General features: G+C 68.5%; 12 protein-coding genes. 8 read left to right on the top strand and 4 right to left on the bottom strand.

Annotated features, from left to right (window positions below; all coding sequences use genetic code 11):
* Positions 1-16: 16 nt before the first annotated feature.
* Both ACT2CW_RS33350 and ACT2CW_RS33345 read right to left on the bottom strand, forming a co-directional pair.
* Entirely contained in the window at positions 17-787 is a 771-nt protein-coding gene (locus tag ACT2CW_RS33350; RefSeq protein ID WP_164430035.1) for a PIG-L deacetylase family protein, read from the bottom strand.
* A 208-nt stretch (positions 788-995) separates the two neighbouring features.
* Positions 996-1,394 (bottom strand): VOC family protein, encoded by a 399-nt coding sequence (locus tag ACT2CW_RS33345; protein WP_207810906.1) that lies wholly within the window; start codon positions 1,392-1,394, stop codon positions 996-998.
* Between the two features lie 93 nt (positions 1,395-1,487).
* On the opposite strand from ACT2CW_RS33345, the gene ACT2CW_RS33340 reads away from it, so the two are divergent.
* Positions 1,488-2,492, top strand: a complete 1,005-nt coding sequence (locus tag ACT2CW_RS33340) for a helix-turn-helix transcriptional regulator (RefSeq protein ID WP_445519289.1) — start codon at positions 1,488-1,490, stop codon at positions 2,490-2,492.
* A gap of 70 nt (positions 2,493-2,562) precedes the next feature.
* Here ACT2CW_RS33340 and ACT2CW_RS33335 read toward each other — a convergent pair whose 3' ends face one another.
* Both ACT2CW_RS33335 and ACT2CW_RS33330 read right to left on the bottom strand, forming a co-directional pair.
* Positions 2,563-6,420 carry a GH92 family glycosyl hydrolase gene (locus ACT2CW_RS33335; protein WP_445519288.1) on the bottom strand — a complete coding sequence of 1,286 codons (3,858 nt, stop codon included), beginning with the start codon at positions 6,418-6,420 and terminating at the stop codon, positions 2,563-2,565.
* Between the two features lie 213 nt (positions 6,421-6,633).
* Positions 6,634-7,167: a hypothetical protein gene (locus ACT2CW_RS33330; protein WP_037958988.1), complete on the bottom strand. Its 534-nt coding sequence runs from the start codon at positions 7,165-7,167 to the stop codon at positions 6,634-6,636.
* Between the two features lie 341 nt (positions 7,168-7,508).
* Here ACT2CW_RS33330 and ngcE point away from each other — a divergent pair, with 341 nt between their 5' ends.
* The 7 genes from ngcE (at position 7,509) to ACT2CW_RS33295 (ending at position 15,980) form a co-directional block, all read left to right on the top strand.
* Positions 7,509-8,945, top strand: coding sequence for an N-acetylglucosamine/diacetylchitobiose ABC transporter substrate-binding protein (ngcE, locus tag ACT2CW_RS33325; RefSeq protein ID WP_164430042.1), 1,437 nt, complete (start codon positions 7,509-7,511; stop codon positions 8,943-8,945).
* Between the two features lie 58 nt (positions 8,946-9,003).
* On the top strand, positions 9,004-9,921 hold the full coding sequence (locus ACT2CW_RS33320; RefSeq protein ID WP_164430044.1) for a carbohydrate ABC transporter permease: 918 nt from the start codon (positions 9,004-9,006) through the stop codon (positions 9,919-9,921).
* Between the two features lie 175 nt (positions 9,922-10,096).
* Entirely contained in the window at positions 10,097-10,930 is an 834-nt protein-coding gene (locus tag ACT2CW_RS33315; protein WP_106969174.1) for a carbohydrate ABC transporter permease, read from the top strand.
* A gap of 270 nt (positions 10,931-11,200) precedes the next feature.
* A complete protein-coding gene (locus tag ACT2CW_RS33310) occupies positions 11,201-12,400 on the top strand; it encodes an ROK family transcriptional regulator (RefSeq protein ID WP_164430046.1) in 1,200 nt (399 codons plus the stop codon).
* Positions 12,401-12,635: 235 nt separating this feature from the next.
* The gene (locus tag ACT2CW_RS33305) at positions 12,636-13,736 is read left to right on the top strand and encodes a substrate-binding domain-containing protein (RefSeq protein WP_182471472.1); all 1,101 of its coding nucleotides are present in this window, start codon (positions 12,636-12,638) and stop codon (positions 13,734-13,736) included.
* 142 nt (positions 13,737-13,878) lie between these two features.
* A complete protein-coding gene (locus tag ACT2CW_RS33300) occupies positions 13,879-14,667 on the top strand; it encodes an ATP-binding cassette domain-containing protein (RefSeq protein WP_044569228.1) in 789 nt (262 codons plus the stop codon).
* A complete protein-coding gene (locus ACT2CW_RS33295; RefSeq protein WP_086882834.1) occupies positions 14,664-15,980 on the top strand; it encodes a sugar ABC transporter permease in 1,317 nt (438 codons plus the stop codon). The genes ACT2CW_RS33300 and ACT2CW_RS33295 overlap by 4 nt, the downstream gene beginning before the upstream one ends.
* Positions 15,981-16,081: the final 101 nt, after the last annotated feature.

The raw sequence follows: 16,081 nt of genomic DNA, 5'->3' as shown, positions 1-16,081 counted from the left end.
GGGTGGCCCCGAAGAGTCAGCGCCGCGGGGGCCGGGAGGGGGAGGTGTCGATGTACCACTCCCGGCCCAGCAGCAGGCCGAAGAGCGGGGCGGGCAGCCGGAGCATTCTCCGCATGACGGGGTTCATGCGACCCGCGCCGTCCACCTGGGAGTGGTGGGCGGCCGCGGCCGCCTGCTTCTGGCGGGCGTAGCGGCGGACGTCGTAGCGGTGGGTGATGGCCGAGCGGGGGCTGAAGCGGGTGGTCAGCTCGGCGGGGTCGTGGCGCAGGGGGATGCGCAGGAGTCGTACGAGGCGTAGCAGGCGTTCGACGGTGTCGCGGGGGATCGTCGCCTCGAGGACCCTTGGCGTCCGGGCCAGTTCGGCGGCTCGGTGGCCGACCTCGTGGACCTTGATGTGGTCGCGGTGGCCGTAGCCGCCGTTGGCGTCGTACGTGAGCAGCATCGCCGCGTCCTCCTCGCGCAGGACCGCGGCCAGCCGTTCCGCCGCCTCCTCCGTGTCCGCCCGCGCGAAGCGGGTGCGGTCCGGCGGGTCGGGGTAGAAGAGCGGGCCGTGGCCGCTGTCCGCGTAGCCGAGGTGGACGACGCGGTCGACGCCGAGGATGGCCGCGCTCGTCCGCAGTTCGCGCAGGCGGGGCGGTTCGCCGTGCGCCGGGGCCGCGTCCATATGGCCGTCCGTGGCGACCACGAGCACGACCCGATGCCCTTCGTCGGCCAGCCGGGCGAGCGTGCCGCCGGTCAGCAGGGCCTCGTCGTCGGGGTGCGCGTGAAACGCCAGGACGGTAGCCATTCGCCCATCCTGGCATCGACGTGGATTCGAGGGCCGCGATACGGCGGATCCGCCCGAGCGGGATGGGGCCATGCTGAAGCGCGGACGTCCTTCGGGGGCCAGTGATGCGTTCCGATGTCCCCTGCTGGTGGCGCTCCCGGGCTCGGCGGTCGCGTTCATCGGGAGCCCTGGGATCTCAGGGCTCCCGCGTGCGCGGCTGTGCATGGCGTCAGCGTGCGAACTTCTCGATGGCCGCCGGGGTGACGGGGGTGAAGAAGTTGACGAGGTTGCCGTCGGGGTCACGGAACAGCAGCGACCGGTTGCCCCAGGGCATCGTCGTGGGCTCGGTGACGAAGTCGGTGACGAAGCCGGTCAGGTTCTGGTGCACACGGTCCACGTCGTCGACGAGGAACTCGGTGATCACGCTGTGGTTGTCCGCCGGGCGGGCGGAGCCCGGGGCGAACAGCGGGACGGTGCGGGTGCCGGCGATCGCGAGGGTGGCGCCCGCGGTCCTGAGTTCGGCGAAGTCTTCGGTGGCCCACGTCGCCCGCGCCCCCGTGGCTCGCTCGTAGAACTCGACGAGGCGCGCTACGTCGCTGGTGATGATGCGGATCGAGACGAAGTCCATGGGGATCTCCTTGGCTGTGCTGAAGGCGTGCACTGCGCAGGCTAGGAGAGATAGTGGACAGAATCGGTCCTGTATTCGCCTTAGGCTGCGCACATGCCTCGACCCACTGCCCGCGTGCTGACACTCCTGGAGCTGCTTCAGTCGGGCGGCACCCGGACAGTGGCCGAGCTGGCCGACCGGCTCGGCGTCGAAGGGCGCACCGTGCGGCGGTATGTGGACCAGCTGATCGACCTGGACGTGCCCGTGGAATCGGTGCGCGGCCGCTACGGCGGGTACCGGCTCGCCCCCGGGTACCGCTTGCCGCCGCTCATGCTCAGCGACGACGAGGCGCTGGCCGTGCTGCTCGGCCTGGTCGCCGGCGGCCGAGCGGGGCTGACGACGGCGCAGCACACGGCGAGCGAGACGGCGTCGGCGAAGATCCGGCGGGTGCTGCCCCAGCACATCGCCCGTCGGCTCGACACCCTTCTGGAGGCTCTCGCCGTCACGGACCGGCCCGGCGCGTTCGACACCCCGGACGCCGGGGTCCTGCTCACCATCGCCGATGCGGTGCGCCACCGCCGGCCGGTCTCGATCCGCTACACCGACCGCGACGGACGGCGCAGCGACCGCACACTGCACGCGTACGGGATCGTCGCCCATGCGGGCCGCTGGTACGTCACGGGCCAGGACGCCCGGATCGGCGAGGACCGAACCTTCCGCCTCGATCGCATCGCGGACGCGCGGACCCTGCCCGGCTCATTCGAAGCACCCGCGGACCCCGATCCGGCACAGCGCGTGCTGTCGGGCTTCGCCACGGCCGAGTACCGGCATGAGGTGACCTTGCGGATTCACGGGACGGTCGATCAGATCCGCGCCCACCTTCCCGTCAGCGTCGCGAGCCTGGAGGAGCACGAGCCCGCGGCGGGCCAGGACCGGGCGACCGAGCGCTGGCTGCGCGTCGAGCTGCGGGCGGAGCGGCTCGATTGGCTGCCTCCGGTGCTCGCCTCGCTCGACCGGCCGTTCGTCATCGAGCGCCCCGATGAACTGCGCGACCTCGTCATCGCGCTCGCCGATCGCCTCGCGTCCCACGCCCGCCGAGCCTGTCGAGATCCGTCCTGAGGAAGCTGTCCGCGCCGGTCTTGCGGGCGGGCCGGGCCCGTGCGTACGGACCCGGCCCACCCGAAACGGTTCAGCCGAGCAGCTCCACCTCCGCCAGTGTCGACTTGTCGTCCGGGACCAGCCGGTAGTGCGCGTAACTACCGGGCGTGCGCACCGAGAAGACGCGGGTCTGCTTGTCCCAGGCGAAGGACTCTCCCGATCTCCGGTCCAGGTCCTTCCAGCTCTCGCCGTCCGACGAGCCCTGGAGCACCCAGCCCGTCGGGGCCTTGCCGCGGTCCGACGAGGTCAGGGTGTACTGCACCGCGCGGCCCGGCTCCGTGACCGGCAGGTTCACCGACTCGAAGGTGGCCTCCGTCCCCGAGGTGTTGTCCAGCAGCGCCGTACCGCCGCTCGGCACCGTCAGGTCGTGGCGCGGGGTGGGCACCTTGGCGTCCTCGGTGATGGAGGACGGCGCGGCGTTCTTCCCCGTGCCCCAGGCCGACGGCTTGGGGCCCATCGCGAACTCCAGGGTGCCGCCCTTGGCGATCAGCGAGTGCGGCAGCGCGGTGGAGTTCCACGCCTTGCCGTTGACCTTCAGGCCCTGGACGTACACGTTCGCCCGGCTGTTGCGCGGGGCCTTGACCACCAGGTCGCGGCCGTTCTCCAGATGCACCGTGACCTTGGTGAACTGCGGCGAGCCGACCGCGTACTCCGAGCCGCCCATCACCAGCGGATAGAAGCCCAGCGAGCTGAAGAGGTACCAGGCGGACTGCTCGCCGTTGTCCTCGTCGCCGTGGTAGCCCTGGCCGATCTCGCTGCCGGTGTAGAGGCGGGAGAGCACCTCGCGCACCTTCTCCTGGGTCTTCCACGGCCGGCCCGCCGCGTCGTACATGTACGCCACATGGTGGGCGACCTGGTTGCTGTGGCCGTACATGCCCATGCGGACGTCCCGTGCCTCGGTCATCTCGTGGATGACGCCGCCGTAGGAACCGGCGAACTCCGGCGAGGCGGTCTCCGGGGTGGAGAAGTAGGTGTCCAGCTTCTTCGCCAGGCCCGCCCGGCCGCCGTAGAGGTTGGCCAGGCCCCGGCTGTCCTGGGGCGCGGTGAAGGCGTAGCCCCAGCCGTTGGTCTCGGTGTAGTCGTAGCCCCAGATCCGGGGGTCGTACGTGTCGGAGGGCACGCGCCACTTTCCATTGGCGTCCTTGCCCTGGAAGAAGCCCGCCTTGTCGTCGAAGAGCGAGACATAGCCCTGCGCGCGGTGCAGGAAGTACTCGGACTCCTCCTTGTAGCGGGCCTTCTTCGTCTTCGCGTAGAGCGCCTTGCCCATGTTGGCGAGGCCGAAGTCGTTGAGGTAGCCCTCCAGCGCCCAGGAAAGACCCTCATGGGTCTCGGTGCTGGTGTAGCCCAGGAAGGGCGAGGTGGACATGCCCTTCCGGCCGACCCCCGATGTGGGCGGCACGGCGGTGGCGTTCTTCAGCGCCGCCTCGTACGCGGCCTCGGCGTCGAACCGCACGCCCTTCAGATACGCGTCCGCGAAGGCCACGTCCGAGCTGGTGCCGGTCATCAGATCGGCGTAGCCCGGGGAGGACCAGCGGGATATCCAGCCGCCGTCCTTGTACTGCTGCACGAAGCCGTCGACCATCGTGCCCGCCCGCTTCGGGGTGAGCAGGGAGTAGGCGGGCCAGGTGGTGCGGTAGGTGTCCCAGAAGCCGTTGTTGACGTACACCTCGCCGTCGACGATCTTCGCGCCGGTGTGGGTCGGGGTGTTCTCCCCGGTGGCCGGCGAGAAGGCGCTCGCGTACTGGTTGCGGGGTTTCGCCGCCGTGCCCGTGTTCTCGAAAGCGGAATTGGGATAGAGGTACAGCCGGTAGAGGCTGGAGTAGAGCGAGGTGAGCTGGCCGCGGTCCGCGCCCTCGACCTCGACCCGGCCCAGGATGTCGTCCCACTCCGCCTGGGCGGCCCGCTTGACCTGATCGAACGACCGCGACGCGGGCAGCTCCCGGTCGAGGTTGGCCTTCGCCTGGTCGACACCGATCAGCGAGGTGGCGAGCCGGAGGGTGACCGTACGGTCCTTCCCCGGCTTGAAGCGGAAGTAGCCCGTGACGTCCTTGCCGCCGCCTCCGTCCAGCTTGCCGCTCGCGCTCACCGGGGAGTCGAAGACGCCGTAGACGAACATCCGGCTGGCGCCGGTGGACAGTCCGCTCTTGACGTCGGAGTAGCCGGAGACGACGCCGTGCTCGGCGTCCAGGGTCAGCCCGCCGTTGTTGTTGACGTTGTCGAAGATGACGCTCGCGCCCTCGCCCGGATAGGTGAAGCGCATGGCCGCGGCGTGGTCGGTGGGCGCCATCTCGGCCCTGAGGCCGTTCTCGAAGGTCACCCCGTAGTAGTAGGGACGGGCGGTCTCCTTCTCATGGCGGAAGGGGAGCGCGCGGGCGGTGCGCCCGGCGTCCGGAGTGCCGGCCGCGCCGGACGGCATCACCTGGAAGGTCTGCCGGTCGCCCATCCAGGGGCTGGGCTCATGGCTGGCGCTGAACGCCTGGATGGTGGGGAGGTTGTCGGCGTTGTTGGCGCGGGCGTACTGGTAGAGCCAGTCGGTGGAGCCCGCGTTGGTCACCGGCGTCCAGAAGTTGAAGCCGTTGGGGACGGCGGTGGCGGGGAAGTTGTTGCCGCGCGAGAAGCTGCCGCTGGAGTTGGTGCCGCGGGTGGTCAGGGCGTAGTCCGACAGGTGCGCCAGCGGCTTCTCGGGCGCCTTGGGGGCGATGGAGATGTCGTCCACCCAGCCGCGGAACTGCGCGGGGCCCTTGGGGGAGTCGTAGGCCACGAGGATCCGGTCGACCGTCTTGCCCGCGGCGACCGCGCCGATCCGCGACTCCTTGTGGTTCCACTGGTTGACGTAGAGCGTCTTGGAGGCGGCCTGGCCCTGCGGGCTCATCCGGGCGCCGTGCTGGTCGACCGCGCCGGGCAGCTCGCTGAGGTAGGTGCCGTCGGTGAAGGCGAGGTCGACGGAGACATGGGTGGCCGGGTAGTTGAGGTCCGTCTCGGTCATCGACGGGAAGATCCGGTAGGACAGCTGGGTGTCCCGGGTGACGGCCGTGTCGACGTCGAAGACCTTGTTGTACGAGTACGCCCGGCCGTCCGGCTTGTGGGTGCCCGCGTAGCGCAGGGCGCGGGTGCCGGTGAAGCCCGCGTTGGCCTTGGCGGTGGGGGAGCCGGTCGGGCCGCGGTCGATCTGGGTCTGCATGTCGGAGGCCGCGGGCGGAGTGGTGTCGGCCGTTGCGAACTGCACCTCCGCGAGCTGGACGATGTCGTCCCCGGCGTTGCGGGTGATCTCCAGCCGGAAGTGTTTGAAGGCCGTGGAGTTGCTATAAGAGAACTCCCGCGTCTGCTGGCGCGAGGAGAACGTCTCGTCCTTACGGGTGTCCAGCGTCGTCCAGTCGGAGCCGTTGGCCGAGCCCTTGAGGGTCCAGTCCTTCGGGTCCCGGCCGGGGGCGTCGTTCGCGGAGGTGAGGGCGTAGCGGACGGCCTCCACCGGCTCGCTCAGGTCGAACTCGAGCCAGGCGGTGGTATCGAAGGACAGCCACTTGCTGGTGACCTCGCCGTCGACGAGGTTCTCCTTGATCTCCCCGCCGTCGGTGTTCTCGTCGCTCGCACGGACCTCGGTGACCTTGTCGGTGACATTGCCGGGGATGCCGGAGGAATAGCCTCCGTCGACTCCCGACGCCTTCTTCTTACCGTCGGCGCCGGTCTCGACCGTGTTCCGCCAGTCGGGCTGGGGATCGCCCGACTCGAAGGACGAGGCGAAGGTGCGGTCGGCGTGGTGCGCGGAGTCCGGGCCGGCGGGGGCGGCGACCGCACCGCCCTGGGCCGTCACCGCCAGCAGGACGGCCGCCACCAGGGCGGCCGACCGTCCGATCCCACGCCATCGTCTCTGGGGTCGTCTCTGTCGCATACTCAGCCTCTCAACGAGTCTGACAACGTTGTCCACTGGTTCGGGCAGAGATAAGTAGGGAGGCAGGGGGAGGGTGGTGTCAAGGATGCGGACAGCGCTCAATAGGCGTCCGTGCGGCGGCTGGTACGCCACGGGCCGTACCGCCATCGGTGGTACGGTCCGGGTCCATGGGGGCGAATCCGCGCGCCCCTCGGGGTTGCTCCTGGTGTGTCGTCAGCCCGCGCTGTCGGACTTGGTGGCCAGCGACAGCCGGCACTTCTTCGCGGTGTGGGAGCTGTCCGCCTTGATCCCGGTGACCTTGATGGTCTTCTCCGAGCCGCCCGCCACGGCCGCGTCGGACTCCACCCCGGTGGTCACGACCTCCTCGGAGCTGTCGACGAAGCCGACCAGCAGCGAGTAGTAGGCCGTGCCGGAGCCGGAGTTGCTGATCTTCACATTGGCGTAGGGCTTGCCGTTCGAACCCCAGCCGCAGGTGCCCATCTTTGCGTCCGGGGTGACCAGGCCGGAGCCGCCGGTGGGGGAGTCCGACGGCTCGTCATACGGATCGTCGTACGGGTCGTCGGTGGGCTCCTCGGTCGGCGCCTGGGTGGGCTCCACCGGCAGCTGGGCCATGCCCTTGCCGATCGCCGCGCCGCCCTTGCTGTCCCCGGCGGACGAGCCCCCTCTGCCGGAGCCGCACCCCGCGGTGGCCGCGAGTGTCGCGGTCACGACAATGCTGGTGGCGAGGGTGAGCTGCTTCCGGGACACGGGAACCGCCTTTCGGGGAGCGCGCACGGCGGCGTGCCGCGCGGCTTGTCTCCCCTTACGGTATGTCGGACAGGTCTCAACTCGGGAAAGACTGGTACCCGATGACCTCTCGATCTTGCCCATATGAGGCCCAGTGGACTATACCTGTCGCCCCAGGGGGAAGGCCGCACCGCGGCCCATATCGGAGGGCCTCGGCGGGTCATCCGCACTCCCCGGCGTACACCCAGCAATACTCCGCTTGACGCTTCAACTGACCCGCGGTGTCGGGCCCCTCGCCGGAGGCGAGTATGTACGGGAGACCGTTACACCGCCTGAGTCCTGACGAAGGCGAGGACTTGAGCATGGGATCCACCTCAGATGTCGGCCGTCGCGATCTGATCAAGCGCTCGGCGGCGCTCGGATTGATCACCGTGCCGGCGATGAGCGCGCTGTCCGCCTGTGCCAGCGGCGGTGACGACGACTCCAAGAAGGTCGACAAGGGCAAGAAGAGCGCCAAGAACCCGCTGGCGGTCAATGAGAGCGCCGCGCTCGACGTCGTCATCTTCGACGGCGGCTTCGGCCAGCAGTACGCCAAGGACGCCGAGGCGGAGTACGCCAAGGCGTTCCCGAAGACCAAGGGCAAGGTCAAGCACGCCGCCACCCAGAAGATCCAGACCGTGCTCCAGCCGCGGTTCAACGGCGGCACCCCGCCGGACCTCGTCGACAACTCCGGCGCCGAGCAGATGGACATGGGCACCCTGGTCGCCAAGAACCAGCTGACCGACCTCACCCCGCTGCTGGACGCGCCCTCCCTCGACGACCCGAACAAGACGGTGCGCGAGACACTGCGCCCCGGTGTCGTGGAGATGGGCCAGTTCGACGGCAAGCCGGTGTGGATCCTCTACTACGCCTACACCGTCTACGGCGTCTGGTACTCCAAGTCCAACCTCGCCAAGCTCGACGCGGAGTACCCCGAGACCTGGGACGACATGCTCAAGGTCTGCGAGAAGGCCAAGAAGAAGGGCATCGCGGGCTGGACCTACCCCGGCAAGTACCCCTACTACCTGCCGTTCAGCCTCTACCCCTTCATCGCCAAGATCGGCGGCCGGGAGGTCCTGGACTCGATCGACAACCTGGAGGCGAACGCCTGGAAGCACCCGGCCGTCAAGGCCGCCTTCGAGGCGTACTACGAGCTCTACAAGAAGGGCTACATCCTCAAGGGCACCCCGGGCCTGACCCACATCGAGTCCCAGACCGCGTGGAACCAGGGCAAGGCGCTGTTCATCCCGAACGGCTCCTGGGTGGAGAACGAGGCGAAGAAGACCACCCCGAAGGACTTCCAGATGGCGGTGTCCGCGCCCTCCAGCCTGGACAAGAGCGACAAGCTGCCGTTCGGCACCCTGTGGGCCTCCGGCGGTGAGCCCTTCATCGTCCCGAAGTCGGCGAAGAACCCCGAGGGCGGCATGGAGCTGCTGCGGATCATGCTCGGTGAGAAGTCCACCAAGAACTTCATCAAGCAGGTCTCCTCGCTCTCCTCCCTCAACGGCGGCACCGAGGGGCTCAGCCTGCCGCCGGGTCTGGCGTCGGCGCAGGAGGCGCTGACCAAGGCGGGCAAGAACGTGGTCAACCCGCGGCTCCAGGACTGGTACGTGACGCTCCAGAAGCAGCAGATCGGCGTCGGCGCGCTCGGCGAGATGATGGCCGGCCGGATGACCCCCGCCGAGGCGATCAAGAAGTGCCAGAAGTTCGCCGATGACACGGCGAAGGACGACGCCGTCAAGAAGTACAAGCACGTCTGATGAGGCTCCACGCGTCGCCGGCGGCATTATCCGCAGGGGAAGACCGAGGTCGGTAGAAATGCAGCATGGGAAGTACCGGTTCATCGCGGGGTTCCTGGCCCTGCCGGTGATCCTTTACGCGGTCTTCGTGATCTCGCCGTTCGTCCAGGCCATCTACTACTCCTTCACGGACTGGACGGGTCTGAGCTCCGACTTCAAAATGGTCGGGTTCAAGAACTACGACTGGCTGCTGCACGACGACCTCTTCTGGAAAGCGGTCGGGCACAATGTCCTGCTGCTGCTGGTGGTGCCGCTGGTGACGCTCGGCCTCGGGCTGTTCTTCGCCTTCATGCTCAATGTGGGCGGCCGGGGCCGTAAGAACGCGGCGGTCTCCGGGGTGCGCGGGTCGGGCCTGTACAAGGTGATCTATTTCTTCCCGCAGGTGCTGTCGATCGCGATCGTCGCCCTGCTGTTCCAGTTCACCTACAACCCGCGCAACGGCGCGATCAACTCCTTCCTCGACGGAGTCGGCCTGGACTCGCTCCAGCAGCAGTGGCTGGCCGATCCGAAGCTGGCGCTGTGGTGCCTGATGGCGGTGATGGTCTGGAGCAACGTCGGCTTCTACGTCGTCCTCTTCTCCGCCGGGATGAGCTCCATCCCGAGGGACTTCTACGAGGCGGCGCTGCTCGACGGGGCCAACCGGATCAAGACCTTCTTCAGGATCACCCTGCCGCTGCTGTGGGACACGGTCCAGACCGGCTGGATCTACATGGGCATCATCGCTCTCGACGCGTTCGCCGTGGTGCAGATCATGACCGTGGGGCCGGGCGGCCCCGCCGACTCCACCCAGGTCATGGGCTACTACGTCTACACCAAGACCTTCCACGACGGGCAGGCCGGACGGGCCACCACGATCGGCGTCGCGATGCTCATCGTCACCATGATCTTCGCGGTCATCGTGACCAGGCTCGGCCGGCGCGAACGGCTGGAGTACTGATGCCGATCCCACCGACCGCACCCGGCCACCGCCGCCCGACCGTCGATCTGGGGGTACCACAGTGACCTCGCACGCAGAGCCCTCGGAGCTCCCGGGCGTCACCAAGGAGGACGAGGCACCGGCCACCGGGCCCGTCGCCAAGCAGCCGCCGCCGGGCTTCACCCCCGAGGGCCGGATCGGCAGCGAGGGCAAGGTCCTCAACGTCTTCTCGCACGGCATCCTGGCGGTCTGGGGGCTCCTGGTCACGCTGCCGCTGCTGTGGGCGGTGATGAGCTCCCTCAAGACCGACAAGCAGATCTTCACCTCGCCCTGGGGGCTGCCCTCCGCCCTGCACTTCGACAACTGGACCAGGGCCTGGAGCAAGTCGAACATCGGCGACTTCTTCCTCAATACGATCCTGGTGGTGGGCTGCTCCCTGATCGGGACGATGCTGCTGGGCTCGATGGCGGCGTACATCCTGGCCCGCTTCGAATTCCCGGGAAAGCGGTTCATCTATTTCATGTTCGTCGGCGGGATGAGTTTTCCGATCATCCTGGCGCTGGTGCCGCTGTTCTTCGTGATGAAGAACATGAGCCTGCTCAACACCTTCCATGGACTCATTCTGGTCTATATCGCCTATTCGCTGCCGTTCACGGTCTTCTTCCTCACCTCGTTCTTCAAGACGCTGCCGTCCTCGGTCGCGGAGGCGGCCCTGATCGACGGGGCGTCCCATACCAGGACGTTCTTCCAGGTCATGCTGCCGATGGCGAAGCCCGGGCTGATCAGCGTGGGGATCTTCAACTTCCTCGGGCAGTGGAATCAGTACATGCTGCCCACGGTGCTCAACACCGATGAGGACAAGCGGGTGCTCACCCAGGGCCTTGTGCAGCTCGCGGCCAGCCAGCAGTACAAGGGCGACTGGTCAGCGCTTTTCGCCGGTCTGGTGCTGGCGATGCTTCCCGTACTCGCCGTCTATATCCTCTTCCAGCGGCAGGTCCAGGCGGGTCTGACCGCGGGCGCGCTCAAATAGGGGCACATCACAGAGACGCATCGCAGAGGCATATCACAGAGGGCTTTTCACGGCTCCGTCCTTTCCGGTCACCGGAAAGGACGGAGCCGTGCCGCTGTGGGCGGCGGAGGGTACCGCGAGCGGTCCCACCGCCGTCGGGGGCTTGACGTGGGACAACCGTGGCGGCTCAGCTTAGAGTTCACATGTTGGAGACACAGCCGGGCCTCATTGCTGCGGTCCGGTCGGGCGGAGCGGCCGTCGTGCCGCCCGCGAAGGCGGGAGTGGATGGGCGTGGAGACTCCGGGATCGCAGTCGTCGCTGCACCGGGCCAATCTCGAGCGGGTGGTCCGTGCGGTGCGCATGGCGGGCTCGCTGACCCAGGCGGAGATCGCCCGGTCCACCGGGCTGTCCGCCGCCACCGTCTCCAACATCGTGCGCGAGCTCAAGGACGGCGGAACGGTCGAGGTCACGCCCACCTCGGCGGGCGGCCGCCGGGCGCGCAGCGTCTCGCTCAGCGGTGACGCAGGCATTGTCGTAGGGGTGGATTTCGGCCATACCCATCTGCGTGTCGCCATCGGCAACCTCGCCCATCAGGTGCTGGCCGAGGAGGCCGAGCCGCTGGATGTGGACGCCTCCTCCTCCCAGGGCCTGGACCGGGCCGAGCAGCTGGTCAGCAGGCTGATCACGGCCAGCGGGCTGAGCCAGGACAAGGTGGTCGGCGTCGGGCTCGGCGTGCCCGCGCCGATCGACGTGGAGACCGGCACGCTGGGCTCGACCGCGATCCTGCCGGGCTGGGCGGGCACCAATCCGCGCGACGACCTGGCCCAGCGGCTCGGGGTGCCGGTGCACGTGGACAACGACGCCAACCTCGGCGCGCTCGGCGAGCTGGTCTGGGGCTCCGGCCGCGGGGTCGGCGACCTCGCGTACATCAAGGTGGCCGACGGTGTCGGCGCGGGGCTGGTGATCAGCGGGAAGATCTACCGCGGCCCCGGCGGTACGGCGGGCGAAATCGGCCACATCACCCTGGACGAGTCGGGCCCGGTGTGCCGCTGCGGCAATCGCGGCTGTCTGGAGACCTTCACCGCGGCCCGCTATGTGCTGCCGCTGCTGCGTTCCAGCCATGGGGCGGACCTCACCGTGGAGCGCATGGTGCAGCTCGCCCGCGAGGGCGATCCGGGCTGCCGACGGGTGATCGGGGACGTCGGCCGGCACATCGGCAGCGGGGTGGCCAACCTCTGCAATCTGATCAACCCGAGCCGGATGGTGCTGGGCGGCCAGCTCGCCGAGGCGGGGGAGCTGGTGCTGGGGCCGATCCGGGAGTCGGTCGCGCGGTACGCGATCCCGAGCGCGGCCCATCAGCTGTCGGTGATGCCGGGGGCGCTCGGCGGCCGGGCCGAGGTGCTGGGCGCGCTCGCGCTGGTGCTCAGCGAGATGGGCGACTCGACGCTGCTGGACGGCGCGCTCTCGGCGGGGGCCCCGGCCCTCACCTGAGAGTCCGTGCCGTATCCCCGGCCGGCCGGGGGCTGTTGGGCCGTGGGCTTCCCTGAGAGGCTTTGTCCGGTCACGCTCCGTCTATCCGGCCTGTCCGACTGCGTTCACTCAGATAACGAATGGCACCGTTGCCATCTCGTTAAGGATTTACTTCTTGACGCCATGCGGGCGGCCGAGTTGACTTCCAGCCACCTCGGCCGCAATGACGCGGCCTCGTCAGGGAGGTCACCCCTAAATGAACGCAACGATGCGTCGCGTCGCTCTTGCCGCTTCTGTCATGTCGATGACGGTAGCCCTCGCCGCCTGTGGCTCGGCGAAGGAAGCCGACAACGACAAGAAGGACGACAAGAAGAAGACTGGTCCGCTCACGATCGGGCTACTGCTGCCCGAGGATCAGACGGCCAGATACGAGAACTTCGACCGGCCCTTCGTCACCAAGAAGATCAAGGCACTCTGCGCCGACTGCAAGGTTCTGTACGTCAACGCCAAGTCGGACCCCTCGGTCCAGCAGCAGCAGGTCGACTCGATGATCACCAAGAAGGTCGACGCGATCATCCTCGACTCGGTGGACTCCAAGTCCATCGCCAGCTCGGTCAAGAAGGCCGACGAGGACGGCATCCCGGTCATCGCCTACGACCGGCTCGCCGAGGGCCCGGTCTCCGCGTACACCTCGTTCGACAACGAGACGGTCGGCAAGGTCCAGGGCAAGGCCCTGCTCGAGGCGCTGGGCGACAAGGCCAAGAGCGGCAAGATCGTCATGCTCAACGGCTGGGAGGCCGACCCCAACGCCGCCATGTTCAAGAAGGGCGCGATGTCCGTCCTCAAGGGCAAGGTGGACGTCGGCAAGTCGTACGACATCGACCGCTGGCTGGCGGACAAGGCCAACGAGGCCATGACGGGCGCCATCTCCTCGCTCGGCAAGGACAACATCGTCGGTGTCTACTCGGCCAACGACAGCATGGCCGGCGGCGCGATCACCGCGCTCAAGAGCGGCGGCCTCAACCCGCTGCCCCCGGTCACCGGACAGGACGCCGAGATCGAGGGTGTGCGCCGGGTCGTCACCGGTGAGCAGTACATGAGCGTCTACAAGTCCTACCTGGACGAGGCCACCGCCGCCGCCGAGATGGCCATCGCGCTCGGCCGCGGCGAGAAGGTCAACGAGTCCAACACGGTCGACAGCCCGACCACCAAGGACATCCCGGCGACGCTGATCACGCCGGTCTCGCTGACCAAGAAGAACATCAAGGACACCGTCATCAAGGACGGCATCTACAAGGTCGACCAGATCTGCACCGCCAAGATCAAGGCGGCGTGCGCGGAGATCGGTCTGAAGTAACGGCCGGTCTCCGGCAAAGGGTGGAGCAGGGCCGTCCGAACCTCGCGGACGGCCCGCCCGCCCCCTGACTCACCCCCCATCCGAGGGGAGAGCGCGCTCTCCCCTCCGTCACACAGCAGGGACCACCCTGCCCGGAACGGAGATGGCCATCGTGCCGAACGGACCCGTGTTGGCGTTGCGCGGGATCTCCAAGCGGTTCGGCGCCGTCCAGGCGCTCACCGACATCCATCTGGAGGTCCACGCCGGTGAAGTCGTCGCCCTGGTGGGCGACAACGGCGCCGGCAAGTCGACCCTCGTCAAGAGCATTGCCGGAGTCGGCCCCGCCGATGAGGGCGTCGTCGAGTGGCAGGGCAAGCCCGTCCAGGTCAGCCGGCCGCACGACGCCCAGGAGCTGGGCATCGCGACCGTCTACCAGGACCTCGCCCTCTGCGACAACATCGACGTCGTCGGCAACCTCTTCCTCGGCCGCGAGATCCTGCGCGCCGGGGTGCTGGACGAGGTCGAAATGGAGCGGCGCTCCCGTGAGTTGCTCCAGACCCTGTCGATCCGCATCCCCAGTGTGCGGATCCCGATCGCCTCGCTCTCGGGTGGCCAGCGGCAGACCGTCGCCATCGCCCGTTCGATGCTCGGCGAGCCCAAGCTGGTGATCCTGGACGAGCCGACCGCCGCCCTCGGCGTCGAGCAGACCGCACAGGTCCTGGACCTGGTCGAGCGGCTGCGTGACCGGGGCCTCGCCGTCATCCTCATCAGCCACAACATGGCCGACGTGAAGGCCGTCGCGGACCGGGTCGCGGTGCTGCGGCTGGGCCGCAACAACGGCATCTTCGATGTGAAGACCACCTCTCAGGAAGAGATCATTTCCGCCATCACCGGCGCCACGGACAACGCCGTGACCCGCCGCAAGGCGCGTAGCGGGGAGGTCGCGAAGTGACCACGAACGTGGACAAGACCAACGGCGGCCCGTCGAACGGCGCCAACAAGGCGAGCGGCCCGGCCGACGCCAACCCCGTCGCCAAGGACGCGGTCACCGTCGTCGACCCCCGGCTGCTGGTCCGTCAGGAGGGCTTCAAGGGCTATCTGACGGAGTTCGGCCGCAAGATGCGCAGCGGTGACCTGGGCGCGGTCCCGGTCATCGTCGGCATCGCCATCATCTGGGCGGTCTTCCAGGCGAAGGACAGCGCCTTCCTCTCGCCCAAGAACCTCTCCGACCTCTCCATCCTGCTCGGCGGCACCGGCATGATCTCGGTCGGGATCGTCTTCGTGCTGCTGCTCGGCGAGATCGACCTGTCCGTCGGCTCGCTCAGCGGTCTGGCCGCGGCGACCCTGGCGGTGCTCAACGTCAACCACGGGGTGCCCGAGGGGATCGCGGTGCTCGCGGCGCTCGCCAGCGGCGCGGTCCTCGGCGCGGTGCACGGCTTCTTCTTCGCCAAGATCGGCGTACCGGCCTTCGTGGTGACCCTGGCCGGTCTGCTGGCCTGGAACGGTCTGATGCTCCAGGTGCTCGGTACCACCGGCACCATCAGCATCGCGGACGACAGCTTCGTGCGCGATCTGACCGCGCACTACTTCAGCCAGCTGATCGCCGCGTACGGGGCGGCCACGGTGGCGACGGCGGGCTTCTTCCTCGCCCAGTTCCTGGACAGCAGGCGCCGTAAGGCGGTCGGCATACCCTCGCGGCCGCTGAGCGAGATCCTGGTCCGTACGGGCGTGCTCGCGGTGATCGTCTACGCCGCGGCCTGGCGGCTCAACGAGTACAAGGGTCTGCCGCTCGCCCTGGTGATCTTCGTGGCGGTCCTGGTGATCCTGGACTTCGTGGTCCGCCGCACCTCCTACGGGCGCAAGGTGATCGCCCTGGGCGGCAGCGTCGAGGCCGCCCGCCGCGCGGGCATCAACGTCGTCGCCATCCGGATCTCGGTCTACTCGCTGGCCGGGCTGATGGCCGCGTGCGGCGGCATCATGATCGCCTCCCGGATCGGCTCCGCCAGCCAGCAGGCCGGCACCGGCAACCTGCTGATGGAGGCCATCGCGGCCGCCGTCATCGGCGGCACCAGCCTCTTCGGCGGCCGGGGCTCGGTCTGGTCGGCGCTGCTCGGCATGCTGGTCATCGGCTCGATCTCGTCCGGGATGAACCTGCTGGGCGTCGCGAACTCCGTCCAGTACATGATCACCGGTGGGGTGCTGCTGGCCGCCGTCGTCATCGACTCGGTGTCGCGCAGGACTCAGCGGTCCGCGGGTCGCGGCTGACCCCGGACGCCCCATCCGCTCACCCGGCTGCCCGGCGCCTTCCTGGAAGGCGCCGGGCAGCTGTCCGAAAAGAACACGCGTGACGGAGATCGCATGGGGGG

This window comes from Streptomyces sp. NEAU-174, assembly GCF_052665095.1.
This window is presented reverse-complemented; position numbering and strand designations above follow the sequence as displayed.